Source organism: Pseudomonas sp. GW823-FHT02F05, assembly GCF_058797315.1.
Genome location: NZ_JBXAJM010000016.1, coordinates 111419 through 129086, shown reverse-complemented (window position 1 = coordinate 129086; position 17668 = coordinate 111419). Strand labels below are relative to the sequence as shown.

At 61.6% G+C, this 17668-nt stretch carries 20 protein-coding genes; 3 read left to right on the top strand and 17 right to left on the bottom strand.

What is annotated here, in order from left to right:
- Window positions 1-62: 62 nt before the first annotated feature.
- From AC1RAC_RS19770 to AC1RAC_RS19710, 13 genes are all read right to left on the bottom strand, one after another.
- Window positions 63-983 (bottom strand): S66 peptidase family protein, encoded by a 921-nt coding sequence (locus AC1RAC_RS19770; protein WP_492616909.1) that lies wholly within the window; start codon window positions 981-983, stop codon window positions 63-65.
- Window positions 984-1135: 152 nt separating this feature from the next.
- Window positions 1136-2137, bottom strand: coding sequence for a lipoyl synthase (lipA, locus tag AC1RAC_RS19765; protein ID WP_161794304.1), 1002 nt, complete (start codon window positions 2135-2137; stop codon window positions 1136-1138).
- Window positions 2138-2162: 25 nt separating this feature from the next.
- Window positions 2163-2810, bottom strand: a complete 648-nt coding sequence (gene lipB / locus AC1RAC_RS19760) for a lipoyl(octanoyl) transferase LipB (protein WP_034126907.1) — start codon at window positions 2808-2810, stop codon at window positions 2163-2165.
- Window positions 2810-3091 (bottom strand): DUF493 domain-containing protein, encoded by a 282-nt coding sequence (locus AC1RAC_RS19755; protein ID WP_005791752.1) that lies wholly within the window; start codon window positions 3089-3091, stop codon window positions 2810-2812. Before AC1RAC_RS19755 ends, lipB begins: the two co-directional genes overlap by 1 nt.
- Window positions 3092-3176: 85 nt before the next feature.
- Window positions 3177-4334 carry a D-alanyl-D-alanine carboxypeptidase family protein gene (locus AC1RAC_RS19750; protein WP_003194468.1) on the bottom strand — a complete coding sequence of 386 codons (1158 nt, stop codon included), beginning with the start codon at window positions 4332-4334 and terminating at the stop codon, window positions 3177-3179.
- 183 nt (window positions 4335-4517) lie between these two features.
- Window positions 4518-5522, bottom strand: a complete 1005-nt coding sequence (locus tag AC1RAC_RS19745) for a septal ring lytic transglycosylase RlpA family protein (protein WP_032895156.1) — start codon at window positions 5520-5522, stop codon at window positions 4518-4520.
- On the bottom strand, window positions 5522-6532 hold the full coding sequence (gene mltB, locus AC1RAC_RS19740; protein WP_054896188.1) for a lytic murein transglycosylase B: 1011 nt from the start codon (window positions 6530-6532) through the stop codon (window positions 5522-5524). The genes AC1RAC_RS19745 and mltB overlap by 1 nt, the downstream gene beginning before the upstream one ends.
- A gap of 17 nt (window positions 6533-6549) precedes the next feature.
- Complete coding sequence (gene rodA, locus AC1RAC_RS19735) at window positions 6550-7653, bottom strand: rod shape-determining protein RodA (RefSeq protein WP_044268991.1); 1104 nt, start codon at window positions 7651-7653, stop codon at window positions 6550-6552.
- 31 nt (window positions 7654-7684) lie between these two features.
- On the bottom strand, window positions 7685-9583 hold the full coding sequence (gene mrdA / locus AC1RAC_RS19730) for a penicillin-binding protein 2 (RefSeq protein WP_034126905.1): 1899 nt from the start codon (window positions 9581-9583) through the stop codon (window positions 7685-7687).
- 15 nt (window positions 9584-9598) lie between these two features.
- Window positions 9599-10066 (bottom strand): 23S rRNA (pseudouridine(1915)-N(3))-methyltransferase RlmH, encoded by a 468-nt coding sequence (rlmH, locus tag AC1RAC_RS19725; protein WP_003176297.1) that lies wholly within the window; start codon window positions 10064-10066, stop codon window positions 9599-9601.
- A 9-nt stretch (window positions 10067-10075) separates the two neighbouring features.
- Window positions 10076-10570, bottom strand: coding sequence for a ribosome silencing factor (rsfS, locus tag AC1RAC_RS19720; protein WP_003176298.1), 495 nt, complete (start codon window positions 10568-10570; stop codon window positions 10076-10078).
- Window positions 10571-10636: 66 nt separating this feature from the next.
- A complete protein-coding gene (gene nadD / locus AC1RAC_RS19715; RefSeq protein WP_003194480.1) occupies window positions 10637-11281 on the bottom strand; it encodes a nicotinate-nucleotide adenylyltransferase in 645 nt (214 codons plus the stop codon).
- A complete protein-coding gene (locus AC1RAC_RS19710) occupies window positions 11281-12546 on the bottom strand; it encodes a glutamate-5-semialdehyde dehydrogenase (RefSeq protein WP_034126904.1) in 1266 nt (421 codons plus the stop codon). Before AC1RAC_RS19710 ends, nadD begins: the two co-directional genes overlap by 1 nt.
- Before the next feature lie 175 nt (window positions 12547-12721).
- On the opposite strand from AC1RAC_RS19710, the gene AC1RAC_RS19705 reads away from it, so the two are divergent.
- Both AC1RAC_RS19705 and AC1RAC_RS19700 read left to right on the top strand, forming a co-directional pair.
- Window positions 12722-13405 (top strand): DNA-3-methyladenine glycosylase, encoded by a 684-nt coding sequence (locus tag AC1RAC_RS19705; protein WP_054918120.1) that lies wholly within the window; start codon window positions 12722-12724, stop codon window positions 13403-13405.
- Between the two features lie 156 nt (window positions 13406-13561).
- The gene (locus AC1RAC_RS19700; RefSeq protein ID WP_492616908.1) at window positions 13562-14878 is read left to right on the top strand and encodes a bifunctional DedA family/phosphatase PAP2 family protein; all 1317 of its coding nucleotides are present in this window, start codon (window positions 13562-13564) and stop codon (window positions 14876-14878) included.
- On the opposite strand, the gene AC1RAC_RS19695 is transcribed toward AC1RAC_RS19700, so the two are convergent.
- The 4 genes from AC1RAC_RS19695 to AC1RAC_RS19680 all read right to left on the bottom strand — a co-directional run bounded on the left by AC1RAC_RS19695 (window position 14872) and on the right by AC1RAC_RS19680 (window position 16867).
- Complete coding sequence (locus AC1RAC_RS19695; RefSeq protein ID WP_034126901.1) at window positions 14872-15087, bottom strand: hypothetical protein; 216 nt, start codon at window positions 15085-15087, stop codon at window positions 14872-14874. The two genes, AC1RAC_RS19700 and AC1RAC_RS19695, sit on opposite strands and share 7 nt — an antisense overlap.
- 100 nt (window positions 15088-15187) lie before the next feature.
- Window positions 15188-15778: an LON peptidase substrate-binding domain-containing protein gene (locus tag AC1RAC_RS19690; protein ID WP_057975552.1), complete on the bottom strand. Its 591-nt coding sequence runs from the start codon at window positions 15776-15778 to the stop codon at window positions 15188-15190.
- Between the two features lie 22 nt (window positions 15779-15800).
- Window positions 15801-16517, bottom strand: a complete 717-nt coding sequence (locus AC1RAC_RS19685) for an LrgB family protein (RefSeq protein ID WP_034126899.1) — start codon at window positions 16515-16517, stop codon at window positions 15801-15803.
- Window positions 16514-16867 carry a CidA/LrgA family protein gene (locus AC1RAC_RS19680; RefSeq protein ID WP_054918124.1) on the bottom strand — a complete coding sequence of 118 codons (354 nt, stop codon included), beginning with the start codon at window positions 16865-16867 and terminating at the stop codon, window positions 16514-16516. Before AC1RAC_RS19680 ends, AC1RAC_RS19685 begins: the two co-directional genes overlap by 4 nt.
- A gap of 182 nt (window positions 16868-17049) precedes the next feature.
- Between AC1RAC_RS19680 and AC1RAC_RS19675 the strand changes: the two genes are divergently transcribed.
- Window positions 17050-17505 carry a MaoC family dehydratase gene (locus AC1RAC_RS19675; RefSeq protein WP_003194496.1) on the top strand — a complete coding sequence of 152 codons (456 nt, stop codon included), beginning with the start codon at window positions 17050-17052 and terminating at the stop codon, window positions 17503-17505.
- Window positions 17506-17668: the final 163 nt, after the last annotated feature.

Below are 17668 nucleotides of genomic sequence, written 5' to 3'. Positions count from 1 at the left end.
GCGGCTGAAGAGGGTGACGCAGAGCGTCACTGGAGGAATTCCCACGCAGAGCGTGGGAACGATCAGGCCTTGAACACTACATCCTGCTCCAACACCACCCGCTGCTCCCCCGCATCCAGGCGCACCAAGGCGCCCATCGGCAATGTCAGGTTCGGGTCGCAATGCCCACTGCGCCAGCCTGCCAGCACTGGAATGCACAGCGGCTCAAAGGTCTGCTTCAGCAGACGCGCCAATGCCGCGCTATCCACACCGGCCACATCCCCTACCAACACGCCAGCGACTTGAGCCAGCTTGCCAGCCAGGCGCAGGTGGGTCAGCAGGCGGTCGATGCGATAGAGCGGTTCGTTGACGTCTTCGATAAACAGGATGATGCCATCAGCGTCTATTTCGTAAGGCGTGCCCATGACCGCGGCGATCATCGACAAGTTACCGCCCAGCAAACGCCCACAAGCCACACCTGGCTCGATTGTGGTCAGCGGGTAGGCCATCGGGTGCGGCAGCACACTGCCGGCGCCCCGTTGGCCACGCAGCAGGCTGAACAAGGAGGATTCGGTGGGCGGCTGTTTGCCACCGAGCAGGTCGGCATTGAGCATGGGCCCGTGGAACGTCACGAAGCCGGCATAGCGGTTGATGGCCAGGTGCAAGGCGGCGATATCGCTATAGCCCACAAATGGCTTGGGGTTGGCGCGCAGCAGGTCGAAGTCCAGTGCATCGAGCAAACGGGGCGTGCCATAGCCGCCACGCAGGCAGAGGATGGCATCGATGTCGGGGTTGGCGAAGGCGGCATGCAAATCGCGCAGGCGCACTTCATCGCTACCGGCCAGGTAGCCGTCGCGCTCGTACACACCGGGGAAAATGTGCAGGTCGTAGCCACGGGCACGCATCCATTGCCGGGCTTTTTCAACATCCAGCGCGGCGGGACCGGCGGGGGCGATCAGGCCGAGGGTGCCTTCGGGGCGCAGTGCAGGTACGGCGGCGGTCATCCATGGTTCTCCCTATATGACGCAGAACGAAATGTGGGAGCTGGCTCGCCTGCGATGCAAGCGCCTCGGTGTATCAGTGACACCGAGGTGATGCTATCGCAGGCAAGCCAGCTCCCACACAAGCCCGCATTTCACATTGATTCTGGAGCGGCTTACGAAACCAGGCTCGCCTTGACCAGCTTGGCCTGCTCATCGGCATGATACGAAGACCGCACCAACGGGCCCGAGGCTACGTTCTTGAAGCCCATCTTGTAGCCTTCCTCGGCGAACCAGGCGAAGGTGTCCGGGTGCACGAAGCGCTGCACCGGCAAGTGGCTGCGGGACGGTTGCAGGTACTGGCCCAGGGTCAGCATGTCGATGTCGTGTTCGCGCATGCGCTTCATGACTTCGATGACTTCTTCGTCGGTTTCACCCAGGCCCAGCATCAAGCCGGACTTGGTCGGGATGTGCGGCATCATCTGCTTGAATTTCTGCAGCAGGGTCAGCGACCACTGGTAGTCCGAACCCGGGCGCGCCGCCTTGTACAGGCGCGGCACGGTTTCCAGGTTATGGTTGAACACATCCGGCGGCTCGGCAGCGGTGATTTCCAGGGCGACGTCCATACGGCCACGGTAGTCCGGCACCAGGGTTTCAAGCATCACGTTCGGCGACAGCTTGCGGATCTCGCGGATGCAGTCGGCAAAGTGCTGGGCACCACCGTCACGCAGGTCGTCGCGGTCTACCGAGGTGATCACCACATACTTGAGCTTCAGGTCGGCGATGGCGATGGCCAGGCTTTCTGGCTCATTGACGTCCAACGGCTTCGGACGGCCGTGGCCGACGTCGCAGAACGGGCAGCGACGGGTGCAGATGTCACCCATGATCATGAACGTGGCGGTGCCGCCAGAGAAGCACTCGCCCAGGTTCGGGCAGGAGGCTTCTTCGCATACGCTGTGCAACTTGTGTTTGCGCAGCAGCGACTTGATACGGTCGACTTCCGGCGAAACCGGGATGCGCACGCGAATCCAGTCAGGTTTCTTCGGCAGTTCGGTGGTCGGGATGATCTTGACCGGGATGCGTGCAACCTTCTCGGCGCCGCGCAGCTTGACGCCGGCTTCCACCTTGGCACGCGGGGCCGGGGCTGGACGCTCAGTGATGTCCAGCGTCGGGATCATGGTTTGCACAACATCAGTAGTCATATCAATCGATTCCGCCCGTCAGGGTCGTCTGCTCTGCATAGTCGAGGTGTTTGACGAGCTGCGCGCGCAGCCGGGCACTTACCTCGGCAAATTCTATGGATGTTGCATGGTCACTCAACTGGGTCATCGCAAGCCCGGCGTAACCGCACGGGTTGATCCGTCGGAACGGCGCCAGGTCCATGTCCACATTCAAGGCCAGGCCATGAAAGGAACAACCGTGGCGAATGCGCAGCCCCAGGGAGGCGATTTTCGCGCCATCCACGTATACACCCGGTGCATCGGGCTTGGCCACGGCGGTCACGCCGTAACTGGCCAACAGCTCGATCAGGCACGTCTCCATGCGGCTGACCAGGTCGCGCACGCCAAACCCCAGCTTGCGCACGTCCAGCAGCAGGTAAGCCACCAGTTGACCGGGCCCATGGTAAGTCACTTGACCCCCTCGGTCGACCTGCACCACCGGAATATCACCCGGCAGCAGCAAGTGCTCGGCCTTGCCGGCCTGGCCCTGGGTGAATACCGGCGGGTGTTCTACCAGCCAGATTTCATCCGGGGCCGAAGTGCCGCGCTCATTGGTAAAGCGCTGCATGGCATGCCAGACCGGCTCGTATGCCATCCGGCCGAGCTCGCGAAAGCCCAGGACTTGCGACATCACAGCACCATATGCACGAAGCCGGTGGCTCGCAGTTCGCTGTTGATGTTGTAGAGCTGGTCTTGATCGGTCGCAACGATGTGCAACTGGATCGTGGTGTACTTGCCGGTGGAGCTTTGGCGCTCGTCCACGCGGTTGTCGTTGATCGTCGCGTGCTTCCTGACGATCTCGAGAATCTTGTCCTTGCGGCCGACACCGGTATCGCTGATCACCTTGACGGGATAATCCGTCACAGGAAACTCGATCTTTGGCGCCTTTACTTCTACGTCTTTATCGGTCATGGCAGAACAGCCTCGTAAGCGCTAAGCCGTGGCGACGGGCAAAGCCCCGCGTTGGATCAACGCGGGGCTTTGCAGGTGCACACAATCAGTTGAACAAGCCGTAGAAGAATAGACGGATGCTATCCCATACGCGGCGGAAGATACCACCTTCCTCGACAGCGTCCAGCGCGATCAGGTCGGCGCTGTGCACCACCTTGTCGTCCAGCTTGACTTCGACCTTGCCGATCACATCACCCTTGGCGATTGGCGCAACCAATTGCGGGTTCAGGGTCATGCTGGCGGCGAGCTTTTTCAGCTGGCCTTTAGGCATGGTCAGGGTCAGATCGTCGGCCAGACCGGCCTTGACTTGCGACGTCGCGCCCTTCCACACCGGCGCGGTCGCCAGCTCAGCACCCTTCTGGTAGAAGGTCTGGGTTTCGAAGAAGCGGAAGCCGTAAGTCAGCAGTTTTTGCGTCTCGGCCGCACGGGCCTGCTCGCTGTTGGTGCCGAATACCACGGCGATCAGGCGCTGGCCATCACGTACGGCGGACGACACCATGCAGTAGCCGGCTTCGTCGGTGTGGCCGGTCTTCAGGCCATCGACGGTCTTGTCGCGCCACAGCAACAGGTTGCGGTTAGGCTGCTTGATGTTGTTCCAGAAGAATTCCTTCTGGGAGTAGATCGCATAGTGCACCGGGTCAACGCGGATGATGGCGCGCGCCAGGATCGCCATGTCATGAGCCGACGAATAGTGCTCTGGGTTCGGCAGGCCGGTCGGGTTCATGAAGTGGCTGTTGGTCATGCCCAGCTCACCTGCGGTTTTGTTCATCATGTCGGCGAAGGCGTCTTCGCTGCCGGCGATGTGCTCGGCCAGGGCGACGCTGGCGTCGTTACCGGACTGGATGATGATGCCGTGCAGCAGGTCGCTCACGGTGACTTGCGAACCCACTTTGATGAACATCCGCGAACCACCGGTACGCCAGGCGTTTTCGCTGACGGTAACCGGGTCGTTTTCGCCGATCTGGCCGCGACGGATTTCCAGGGTCGCGATGTAGGCGGTCATCAGCTTGGTCAGGCTGGCAGGCGGCAGGCGTACATCACCGCCGTTTTCGACCAGCACGTTGCCACTGGCGGCGTCCATGAGGACCCACGACTTGGCGGCCAGTTGCGGGGAGGCCGGCACCATTTCAACCGCCCAGGCGGCTGGGGTGATGATCAGCGAGATAAGCAGGCACGTACGTTTGGCTAAGGTGGTGATGTTCATCCGTCTCTCGAAATTGCTTATGGAAACTTGCCCTCGCGGGCAAAACTATTCAGACAGCCCGCTTCCAGACTGTCACGTGTTCGGTTGCCCGCTCACCCCTTGCCCCTGGGTTTTTATTGTTCAACGAGCCAACAACCAGGGTTCAAGCGCGCATGCGCGTCTGAGCCATCAATCCGTTACTGCTTATTCTGCGGTGACCACGCTGGGTTGCCCCAGATTGGCCAGACGCACGCTGTTCTGCACTTGTGCCACTTCGCTCGGCGAGCCGATAGGGCCCATGCGTACACGGTGCAAGGTTTGCTGGTTACGCACGATGGAACTGATGAAGACCGGCGCGCTGACCATGCCGCTGAGCTTGGACCTTAACAGTTCTGCCGCATCCGGGTTGGCGAAAGCGCCGACCTGCAGGTATTGCCCACCGGCCATGGAGGCGCCCGCTGCCGCGTGAGGTACCACCACGGTATCAGGCGCATGCTGCGCAGGTGGCGGGGTCCATTGCTCGATCTTGCCGGTGGAGGCCGTCACTTGCGGTTGCGGGGTTGGCGGTTCGTTGAGCATCAATGGCGCGGGTTTGCCACGCTGGGCCCAATACTGCGCCGGATCGATGCCTTCGACCTTGACCCGTGCGGTGCCGGTTTCGGCATAACCGAGTTTCTTGGCGGCCGCGTAGGACAAGTCGATGATCCGGTCCGAATAGAACGGCCCACGATCATTGACCCGCAGGATCACGGTGCGATTGTTGTCCAGGTTGGTCACGCGCACATAGCTGGGCAGCGGCAGGGTCTTGTGGGCCGCGCTCATGCCATACAGGTCATACACTTCGCCGTTGGCGGTGTTCTGGCCATGGAACTTGGTGCCGTACCAGGAAGCGGTGCCCGACTGCACGTAAGTCTTGGATTCCTGCAGCGGGAAGTAATTCTTGCCCAGCACGGTATAGGGGTTGGCCTTGTACGGGCCGGTATGCAGGGTCGGCGTGGCGTCCGGGATCTTCGACACATCCACATCCCACCACGGCGCGCCGTCTTTGTGCGCGCGGTTGATGTCCAGGCCCGGCTGGGCACGGACCACCGCACCGCCCGCCTTCTTGGCCGGCGCACGGTTAGGGGTGGTGGAGCAACTGGCTACCAACAAGGACAACGCGGCGAACGCCACCAGCTTGAGCGGTTTTTTGAACGGCGATACCCGCATTACTTGTTGCCCCGTGCTTGAACCAGCTCATCTGACAGCTGATGCACGGCCATGGCGTACATCACACTGCGGTTATAACGCGTGATTGCGTAGAAATTCTTCAGGCCCATCCAGTATTCAGGGCCATTTGCGCCTTCCAGGCGGAATGCCGTCACCGGCATGTCGTCGCGTGGCGCATTCTGACTCGACCAGCCCAGCGCTCGCAACTCCCCGACGGTCTTGACCGGTTCGATACCTTGGGTCAGGCCCTCGTCAGCGCGCTCGCCCGTGACATCGGCGCGGATAACCACCGGCTCGCCGGCGACCCAACCGTGGCGCTTGAAGTAGCTGGCCACGCTGCCGATGGCATCGTCGGGGTTGCTCCAGATATTGATGTGCCCGTCACCGTCGAAATCCACCGCATAGGCGCGAAAGCTGCTCGGCATGAACTGCGGCAAGCCCATCGCCCCGGCGTAGGAGCCCTTGAGGCTCAGCGGGTCGACCTGCTCTTCGCGGGCCAGCAACAGGAATTCGCGCAGTTCCTTGCGGAAGAACTCGGCGCGGGGCGGGTAATCGAAGCCCAGTGTCGACAAGGCGTCGATCACTCGGTAGCTGCCGGTGTTGCGCCCGTAGAAGGTTTCGATGCCGATGATCGAGACGATCACCTGGGCTGGCACTCCGTACTCCTGCTCGGCGCGGGCCAGTACCGCCTCGTGCTGGCGCCAGAAATCCACGCCGCGGGCGATGCGCGCATCAGTGAGGAACATCGGGCGATAGTCCTTCCACTGCTTCACACGTTCGGCAGGTCGGGAGATGGCGTCGAGGATCGCCTGCTTTTTCTGGGCTTCGCGGAACACGCCCATCAGTTGCTCGCCAGCAAAACCGTAGTCGCGGGTCAGCTCACCGACAAATTCGGCAACCTGGGGAGAGCCATCGTAGTCACCGGCCTGCGCCTCTTGCGTTGCCCCCAGCAGCCCGATCAGGCCCATCCAGGTCGCATGCCGAGTCGCCCAGCCGCGCATTACTTGCATTGACATCTTCACCTTATTCAAACCTGTGCGATCCACTTGCGATGCGTATGAATCGACATCAAAACCCCAAACGCTGACAGCAATGTCACCAGCGAAGTTCCACCGTAGCTAATGAATGGCAACGGCACCCCAACCACCGGCAGCAGGCCACTGACCATACCGATGTTGACGAAAACATAAACAAAAAAAGTCATGGTCAGGCTGCCGGCGAGCAATTTGCCGAACAGCGTCTGCGCCTGGGCAGTGATCACCAGGCCGCGACCAATCAACAGCAGATAAATCAGCAACAACGCGCAAATGCCCACCAGGCCGAACTCTTCGCCCATCACCGCGATGATGAAGTCGGTGTGGCTCTCGGGCAAGAAGTCCAGGTGAGACTGGGTGCCCAGCAACCATCCCTTGCCAAATACCCCCCCGGAACCGATGGCCGCCTTGGATTGGATGATGTTCCAGCCGGTGCCCAGCGGGTCGCTCTCCGGGTCGAGGAACGTCAGGATCCGTTGCTTCTGGTAGTCGTGCATGAAGAAGAACCACATGGCCACCGCCACGGGCACGGCGGCGGCCAGCACGCTGAGGATCCAGCGCCAGCGCAATCCGCCCATGAACAGCACGAACGCGCCACCGGCGAGGATCAGCAACGAGGTGCCAAGGTCCGGCTGGCGCACGATCAACACAAAGGGCACACCGATCAGGATCAGGCTGATCGCCACGTGCTTGAGCTGCGGCGGCAAGGTGCGCTTGGAGAGGTACCAGGCAATGGTGGCGGGCATGAGGATCTTCATGAATTCCGACGGCTGGAAGCGAATCACACCGGGGATGTTGATCCAGCGTGTGGCGCCCATGGCGTTGTGGCCCATGACGTCCACCACCACCAGCAACAACACGCCGGCGACATACCCCAAGGGCACCCAGCGCGCCATGAAACGCGGCTCCAACTGGGCGATCACCACCATCGACAGCAGGCCCAGGCCAAACGAGGACGCCTGCTTGATCAGCAGGTCCCAGTTCTTGCCGCTGGCCGAATACAGTACAAAAAGGCTGCCGGCCGCCAGGGTCAGCAGCAGGATCAGAAGGGGGCCATCAATGTGCATGCGTTGCAGCAACGTCGCACGGCGACGCATCACATCTTCGCTGGAGAGGATGCGGTCAAAATTACTCTTCACGGGCCGTAACCTCGGGGCTTGAAGGGGGGCCGCCATACTCGGGCTTGAGCCGGCCATCGTCGGCCAGCAGCCAGGCGTCCATCACCTGGCGTACCACTGGGGCCGCGACGCCGGAGCCGGACTCGCCGTTCTCGACCATCACTGCCACCACGATTTTCGGGTCTTCCGCCGGGGCAAAGCCGACAAACAAGGCGTGGTCGCGGTGGCGCTCCTGCACCTTGGAGCGGTCATACTTTTCGCCTTGTTTGATCGCGACCACTTGGGCGGTACCACTTTTGCCGGCAATGCGGTATTGAGCGCCAATTGCCGCTTTGCGCGCAGTGCCGCGAGCGCCGTGCATCACCTGCTGCATGCCGTGGTTGACCTTGGCCCAATCGGACGGGTCACGCAGCACAATGTCAGGAATCGGATTGTCGTCCACCGGCTTTTCGCCTTCGATGGTTCTGGCCAGGTGCGGTCGGTTCCACACGCCTTTGTTCGCCACCAGCGCCGTGGCCTGGGCCAGTTGCAGCGGAGTGGCCTGCATATAGCCCTGGCCGATACCCAGGATCAGGGTTTCGCCGGGGAACCACGCCTGGCGGCGGGTCGCACGCTTCCACTCCCGCGACGGCATCAGGCCGGGGGATTCTTCGAACATGTCCAGGGAGACTTTCTGACCGAGGCCGAACTTGCCCATGTAGGCAGACAGCCGATCAATTCCAAGTTTATGGGCCAGGTCGTAAAAATAGGTGTCGTTGGAGCGCATGATCGCGGTGTCCAGGTCGACATAGCCGTCACCGGAGCGGTTCCAGTTACGGTACTTGTGGTCGTAGTTGGGCAGCATGTAGTAGCCAGGGTCGTACACCCGGCTTGAGGCCGTGACCACGCCAGCATCCAGGCCGGCAATCGCCACCGCCGGCTTGATGGTCGAGCCCGGCGGGTACAGGCCGCGCAACACACGGTTGAACAGTGGCCGGTCGATGGAATCACGCAGCTCGGCGTAGGCCTTGAAGCTGATGCCAGTCACAAAGGGGTTGGGGTCGAAGCTGGGCTGGCTGACCATCGCCAGCACTTCGCCAGTCTTCGGGTCCAGCGCCACTACGGCACCCCGCCGACCGCCCAGGGCCATCTCGGCAGCTTCCTGCAACTTGATGTCCAGGCTCAGGACAATGTCCTTGCCAGGCACCGGATCGGTGCGCTTGAGCACGCGCAATACGCGACCACGCGCATTGGTCTCGACTTCCTCGTTACCTACCTGGCCATGCAACTCGGCCTCGTAGAAGCGCTCGATACCGGTTTTGCCGATGTGATGGGTGCCGCTGTAGTTGATCGGGTCGAGGGTTTTCAGCTCTTTCTCGTTGATCCGCCCCATGTAGCCAACGGAGTGGGCAAAGTGCGGCCCTTGCGGGTAATGCCGCACCAACTGCGCCACCACTTCCACACCCGGCAGGCGGAACTGGTTCACCGCAATACGGGCGATCTGCTCTTCGGTCAGCTCGAACAGGATCGGCACCGGCTCGAACGGCCGGCGCCCCTGCCGCATGCGCTTCTCGAAGACGGCCCGGTCTTCCGGCGTCAGTTGCAGCACCTCGACGATGACATCGAGGACCTGCTTCCAGTCGCCGGAGCGTTCACGGGTCATGCTCAGGCTGAAGCTGGGCCGGTTATCGGCAACCACTACGCCATTGCGGTCGAAAATCAGCCCACGGGTCGGGGGAATCGGCTGCACATGCACCCGGTTGTTTTCCGACAGCGTGGAGTGATAGTCGTACTGGATCACCTGGAGGAAATACAGCCGCGCAATCAGCACGCACATCAGCACCACCACCAAGACAGCACCGAACACCACCCGCGCGCGTACCAGACGTGCGTCTTTCTCGTGGTCCTTGATGCGGATCGGCTGGGTCATCGGGGGCGGCGCAGACTATTTGTGGTAAGGGTGCCCGGACAGAACTGTCCAGGCGCGATACAGCTGTTCACCGATCAGAATCCTTACCAACGGGTGCGGCAACGTCAGCGCCGACAGCGACCAGCGCTGATCGGCCCGCGCACAGACTTCCGGCGCCAGCCCTTCCGGGCCGCCGACCATGAAATTGACCGTGCGCGAATCCAGGCGCCAGCGATCCAGTTCCACCGCCAGTTGCTCGGTGCTCCAGGGCTTGCCGTGCACTTCAAGGGTGACGATGCGCTCATTGGGGCCGACCTTGGCCAGCATGGCTTCGCCTTCCTGACGGATAAAGCGCGCCACGTCGGCGTTCTTGCCCCGGGTATTGAGCGGTATTTCCACCAGCTCAAGCGACAGCTCAGCGGGCAGACGCTTGGCATATTCGTGCCAGCCTTCTTCCACCCACTTGGGCATGCGTGAACCGACAGCGATCAGACGCAGGCGCACAGCCGTTCCTTATTCCTGGTCTTTGTTGAGCTTGTCGAAGTGCGCGTGGCCCACTTCCGGGCTGTGGTGCTTGCCATCAGCGGCACGGCTCTGCTCGGCGCCTTTCCACAGACGTTCCAGGTCGTAGAACTGGCGAGCGTTGGAGGTCATCATGTGAACGATCACATCGTCCATGTCCAGTAGCACCCAGTCGCTGTCGCCCTTGCCTTCTTCACCCAGTGGCTTGACGCCCTGGGCTTTGACGGCTTCGCGAACCTTGTCCAGCATCGCGCCGATCTGGCGGTTGGAGGTACCGGTGGCGATGATCATGAAGTCGGTGATGCTCTGCTTGTCGCGCACGTCCAGCACCTGGATGTCCTGGGCTTTAACGTCTTCCAGGGCAGCCACGGCGACTTTCACCAGCTCTTCGCCAGCCAATTCCGGGCCGACATGGGCTTCAACCGGCAGCGGCGCGCTTTTGAAGGTGCCTTTGCGCTTAACTTTGCTTACGTCTTTGTTCGTCATATAAAACTCGTTTTGCTCGTATGTTCGGGCGCTTGCTGCACGGTTCGTGCGTTCAAGCGCGCCTTTTCAGTTCGACGCACGGTACAGCCCGTGCGCATCGATGTAGGCCAGGACCGCGTCAGGCACCAGGAAACGTACCGACTTCCCGCTGGCCAGCAGTTGACGGATCTGGGTGGCGGACACCGCAAGCGGGGTCTGCCAGACGAATGCAATATTCCCGTTCGGCCCGGTCAGGGCCAAGGGGTCACTTACCGACCGCGCGGCCAGCAGGTTGCGCAAGGCATCCGGCGGTTCGCTGTCGGCATCCGGGCGTTGCAAAACCAGGATGTGGCAATGCTGGAGGAGTTCCTCCCAGCGGTGCCAAGAGGGCAGGCCGCAAAATGCGTCCCAGCCCAAAAGCAGAAACAGTGGGTCATCCGCGGCCAATTCGGCGCGCATCAGCTCCAGAGTGTCGATAGTGTAGGACGGTTTATCGCGCTTGAGTTCGCGATCGTCCACCACCAGCGGCGATATACCTTCCACGGCAACACGCACCATTTCCAGGCGTTGCTCGGCGGCCACCTGCGGCGTGTCGCGATGGGGCGGCCGGAAATTGGGCAGCAGGCGCAGCTCATCCAGCGCAAGGGCATCCGCAACTTCGAGGGCACTGCGCAAATGGCCGATGTGCACGGGGTCGAAAGTACCGCCGAGCAGCCCGATGCGTTTAGTCATCAAGTGCGCACATGACCGTCGCCAAACACCACGTACTTCTCACTGGTCAGCCCTTCGAGGCCCACCGGGCCGCGTGCGTGGAGCTTGTCGGTGGAAATACCGATCTCAGCCCCCAGGCCGTACTCGAAGCCGTCGGCAAAACGCGTCGAGGCGTTGACCATCACCGAAGCGGAATCCACTTCGTTGAGGAAACGCCGGGCATCGCTGAAATGCTCGGAAACGATGGCGTCGGTGTGCTTGGAGCCATAGGTATTGATGTGTTCGATGGCCTGGTCCAGATCGTCGACGATGCGGATCGACAGGATCGGGGCCGTGTACTCGGTGTACCAGTCCTGCTCGGTCGCCTCGATGACGTCCGCACCCAGCAGCGCACGGGTGCGCTCGCAACCGCGCAGCTCTACCGACTTGTCACGGTAGATGGCGGCCAGCGGCGGCAGCACACGCTCGGCAATGCCAGCGTGCACCAGCAGGGTTTCCATGGTGTTGCACGGCGCGTAGCGGTGGGTCTTGGCGTTGTCGGCAATGCGAATCGCCTTGTCGAGGTCGGCGGCGATGTCGATGAACACATGGCAGACGCCGTCCAGGTGCTTGATAACTGGCACCTTGGCATCACGGCTGACGCGCTCGATCAGGCTCTTGCCACCCCGCGGCACGATCACGTCGACGAATTCCGGCATGGTGATCAGCGCGCCCACGGCAGCACGGTCGGTGGTTTCCACTACTTGCACCACTTCAGCCGGCAACTCGGCCACGGCCAGGCCCTGCTGGATGCAGGCGGCGATGGCGCGGTTGGAATTGATCGCTTCGGAACCGCCACGCAGGATAGTGGCGTTGCCAGACTTGAGGCACAGGCTCGCGGCGTCGATGGTCACGTTCGGACGCGACTCATAGATGATGCCGATCACGCCCAGGGGCACGCGCATCTTGCCCACCTGGATGCCGGACGGCAGGTAGCGCATGTCGCGAATTTCACCGATGGGGTCAGGCAGCTTGGCCACCTGACGCAGGCCTTCGATCATGTCGTCGATACGTGCCGGGGTCAGCGCCAGGCGGTCCAGCAGGGCTGGCTCCAGGCCGTTAGCGCGCCCATTGGCCAGGTCCAGCTCGTTGGCGGCGGTCAACTCGGAGCGCGAAGCATCCAGAGCATCCGCAGCCGCCAGCAGCGCACGGTTCTTCTGCGCGGTGCTCGCACGGGCGATCAACCGCGAGGCCTGCCGGGCAGCGCGACCCAGGCGGGTCATGTAGTCAAGAACGGACTCAGTCATGGTCAGGGAGTCTTGGCAAAGAGGAAAGCGGCAGATTATAGCTGTGACGCCGCCCGACTGACAGCGGTGAGGGGCGGATGGTCGAAATGAACTGTAAAAACCCCAGGTTCAGCCGTAATTAAGGTGAGAGTTGTTATGATTCGGTCACATTTAGCCGTATCAACCCTTGACCGCCATGCCCGACTTTCCCCCGCTGCTCCCCGCCAGCCCGCTGCCCGATAGCTTCTTCGACCGCGATGCCCAACTGCTTGCGCGTGAATTACTCGGAAAAGTCATTCGTCATCGTGTGGGCGATCTCTGGCTTTCGGCGCGAATTATTGAAACCGAAGCCTATTACGTGGCCGAAAAAGGCAGCCACGCCTCACTCGGCTACACAGAAAAGCGTAAGGCTTTGTTTCTGGATGGTGGCCATATCTACATGTACTACGCCCGTGGCGGTGATTCGTTGAACTTCAGCGCCCACGGCCCGGGCAATGCCGTGCTGATCAAATCGGCCTATCCCTGGGTCGACGAAATTTCCGGGGCGGCGAGCCTGGCGCAGATGCTGTTGAACAACCCCAATCCCGACGGCAGCCCACGCCCCTCGCAGAAGCTGTGTGCAGGCCAGACGCTGCTGTGCAAGGCACTGGGCCTGAAAGTGCCGATGTGGGATGCCAAGCGCTTCGATCAGGAACTGCTGTATGTCGAAGACGTGGGCCAGGTGCCCACGCAGATTATCCAGACCACGCGCCTGGGCATTCCCAGCGGGCGCGATGAGCACTTGATGTACCGTTTCGTCGATGCTGGCTATGCGCCTTATTGCACGCGGAACCCGCTGCGTCGGGGGCAGGTCGAAGGCCGGGATTATTTTTTGATTTAACGCGCGACACATCCCATGTGGGAGCTGGCTTGCCTGCGATAGCGGTGTGTCAGGCAACTTCAATGCTGGCCATGCCGCAGCCATCGCCGGCAAGCCAGCTCCCACAGTTGAATTTCACCGTCTCAAATTCTGTTTTGTATGCATGGAGTGGATTGTATGGGCCAATGGCTCGATAGCATCACCGGCTGGTTGACCCTCAACCCACAATGGCTGGCAGCGGCGGTGTTTATTGTCGCGTGTGTGGAATGCCTGGCGATTGCCGGGTTGATCGTGCCAGGCACGGTATTGCTGTTTGCAATCGCCGCGTTGGCTGGCAGCGGTGCGCTGTCGCTGAGTGAAACCCTGCTGCTGGGCTTCCTCGGCGGCTTATTGGGCGACGGCGTTTCCTATTACCTGGGCCGCCATTTCCATCAGAACATCCGGCGCCTGCCCGGCCTGCGCCAGCATCCTGAATGGATGAACGGCGCAGAAACCTACTTCCACAAGTACGGAATCGCCAGCTTGTTGGTCGGGCGCTTCATCGGCCCATTGCGTCCCATGCTGCCCATGGTCGCCGGCATGTGCGACATGCCCTTCCCGCGCTTTGCCGCTGTGAGCATCATTGCCGCAGCGGGTTGGACCGTGGCCTATCTGCTGCCGGGCTGGGCTGCCGGCGCCGCGTTCCGTCTGCCCTTGCCGGAAGGCTTCTGGCCGGAAGCGGCGATTATCGCGGCGTGTCTCGCGGTGTTGCTGGGGATGAGTTTGAACAGCAGTTGGCGCGGGCATCGGCGCACCACCTTGTGGATTGGTTGCGCCAGCCTGGTGTTGTTGATCGCGCTGTTTATCGGCTACCCCCATCTCAATGACTTCGACCAGGGCCTGAGCGCACTGGTGCAGGAACATCGCAGCCCGTGGCTGGACGAGGTGATGGTGCGGGTCACCCAACTGGGTGAGTTCAAGAAGATGTTTTTCGCCAGCGCCGTGTTCACTGGCCTGTTGCTGTTGGCACGGCAGTGGCACCACGCCGTATTTGTCGGCGCCACCCTCGCTGGCGCGGCAGTGATTAACACCGGCACCAAGCTGTTTTTCGCCCGTGGCCGCCCGGAAATCCTAACGGACCCGCTGACCAGCTTCAGCATGCCCAGCGGCCATGCCTCCGGGGCCTTTGCCTTCTTCCTGGCGCTCGCGGTATTGGCCGGTCGCGGCCAACCTACGCGGCTGCGCCTGACCTGGATGCTGCTGGGCTGCATTCCCGCGGCGTTCATTGCCTTGTCGCGGGTGTACCTGGGCGCCCATTGGCCCACGGACATCCTGGCCGGCACCTTGCTGGCAATGACCGTGTGTGCGTTCAGCCTGACGGCAATCGAGCACCGCAGACCATTGCCAGCCATGTCGCAAAAAGCCTGGTGGCTGGTGCTGCCCGCCGTGGTGGCCGTGCTCGGTTTCATCGCCTTTACCGGTACGCCCCACGCACTGCTCAGGTACGCCTATTGACCCTTGGCCGGGCCGATCCAGTCCACGGAGGCGCTGCGCCGTTCAGCGTAACGCTCGCGGCGCTCCAGCAGCATCTCATCGGCCATTTCGGCGGCGCGCTCGGTGATGTACTCCGCGCCACGCGTGGCTTCCTGCTGGAGTAATTGCGTGGTCACGCTGACAAAATAAGCGTCCCACGCGACTTGTTCCGAGGGGGTCAGCCGAATCATGGTTATCTCCGATCATTGTTGTGCGATCGGAAAATAGTGCAGGCGGCGCAGTGGAGGCGACCGACCAAAGTCTGAAAGTCCTGCCAGACAAATCCGAACATCAGGTGAACAGTTCACCCTGCAATTCATCGAGCAACAGTTGGATCGCATCCAGGCGCTGTCCTGGGTCGTCCAGTTGCAGCAAGTCGATCTTGTCGGCCTCGTTAAATGGAAGCAGATAGGCCAACTGATTGCTCAGGGCTTGCTGGCCTTCGGCCTGGCCGCCCATGTCCAGCGACGCCACCATCGGGTGTTCGGCCAAGGCCTCAAGCAACGCCAGCAAGTCGGCGTCCTCTTCGCCCAGCGGCTGGTCCGGCAATTCTTGCAGCCATTGCACATCGGCCACCAGCAACTGGTCTTTCTGCACGCCGGCCTCACGCACGCGGAAACGACGGCCACCTTCGACGCGAATGCCCAGCAGGCCGTTGTCCTGCTGTTTGAAGTCACGAATCAGCGCCTCACAACCGACAAGCGCATAACCGTCAGGGGCCGTGCCCACTTCCGAGCCTTCAAGGATGCACACCACGCCAAAGCCTTCGCCCTTTTTCATGCAACGGCCGATCATGTCCAGGTAGCGCGCCTCAAATATCTGCAAGTCGAGGGTGCAGCCCGGGAACAGCACAGTGTTGAGGGGGAATAGCGCCAGACTCATAACGGCTTCCTTAAAACCTGGGTTAAACAATGACCGACACCGCCAACGGCAGGAACACCGCCGTGGCCACGCCCATCAAACTCATGGCCAGCGCCGCGAAGGCGCCGCATTCTTCGCTTTCCTGCAGGGCTACTGAAGTGCCGACGGCGTGGGCGGTCATGCCCAGGGCCATGCCCCGCGCTTCGGGGCTGCGTACACCCAGGCGCGACAAGAGCGCTGGACCGATCATCGCGCCGACCACCCCAGTGATCAACACGAACACCGCCGCCAAGGCCGCCACGCCGCCGATCTGCTCGGCCACCAGCATGGCAATCGGCGAGGTGACCGACTTGGGCGCCATGGTCATCAGCACCCTGTGCTCGGCCCCGAACCACCATCCCAACGCCACACAAAGGCCGGTGGCCAATACCCCGCCTACCACCAGCGTAGTAAATATCGGCCAGAACAATTGGCGAATCCGTCGCAGGTTCAGATAAAGCGGCACCGCCAGGGCCACTGTGGCAGGCCCCAGCAGGATGCCCATGATCTCGGTGCTCTTGCGGTATTCGGCGTAGCTCAGCCCGCAGGTGAGCAGCACGCCGATCACCAGCAGCATCGACACCAGCACCGGCTGCAGGAAGATCCAGCGGGTTTTCTCGAACCCCGCCAGCACCAGTTGATAGGCGCCCAGGGTGATACCGATACCGAACAGCGGGTGATGAATGACCGCCGTCCAGGCGCCCTGCCAGTCGAGGATCATTGGTCCTTCTCCTTGCGCTTGACCATCTGCTGCATCAGCACACCGACAAAGCCCATGGCGATCACCAGCGACACCACCAACGCCCCGACGATGGCCCAGAAATCCGCCACGATGTCCTTGGCATACACCATCACTCCCACGGCCGGCGGCACCAGCAGCAGTGGCAGGTAACGCAACAGGCTGCCGGCCGCCAGGCTCAGGGGCTCGCCGACTTCACCGCGCCAGACCAGAAAGCCCAGCATCAGCAACAAGCCGATGATCGGCCCCGGCAGTACCGGCACCAGTAAATGATTGATCGCCGTGCCGATCAGTTGAAACAGCACCAGCCAGGTCAGGCCACGTAACAGCATCCCGCTCTCCCCCTCAAAACTCGCGCGCATTATAAGCATGCCCGCCCTATGCTCCGGCATTCGCCAAAAGCATGTTGGGTTGACCAGGCTGATTGCCCATGATGATCTACATTGGTTCTCTGTAACCCATAAAAACGCCCCTTATCAACGGGCACATAAGTGATGAACCAAGGAGAGACGCAATGCCCTATGTACCCGTAGCGCAGCTCAAAGATTACGTCGGCAAGGAACTGGGACGTTCCGAATGGCTCACCATCGACCAGGCGCGTATCAACCTGTTCGCGGAAGCCACCGGCGATCATCAGTTCATCCACGTCGACCCGGTCAAGGCGGCGCAAACCCCGTTCGGCAGCACCATCGCCCACGGGTTCCTGTCACTGTCGCTGATGCCCAAGCTGATGGAAGACATCCTGATCATGCCCGAAGGCTTGAAGATGGCCGTCAACTACGGCCTGGACAGCGTGCGCTTTATCCAGCCGGTGAAAGTAAACTCCAAGGTGCGGCTGAACGTCACCCTCACTGACGTCACCGAGAAAAAACCGGGCCAATGGCTGTTCAAGGCCACCGCCACCCTGGAAATCGAAGGTCAGGAGAAGCCGGCCTATATTGCCGAGTCGCTGTCACTCTGCTTCGTATGATCGCCACACCCCCACTGTAGGAGCGAGCTTGCTCGCGAAGGTCGTCAGCGATAACGCGTGCTTGCTGAACAAATGCGGCGCCTGTGAGTTTTCGCGGGCAAGCCCGCTCCTACAGGTGATGGATCCTGCGCATAGACCACTAGGTTCGGCACCCCGGCTACGG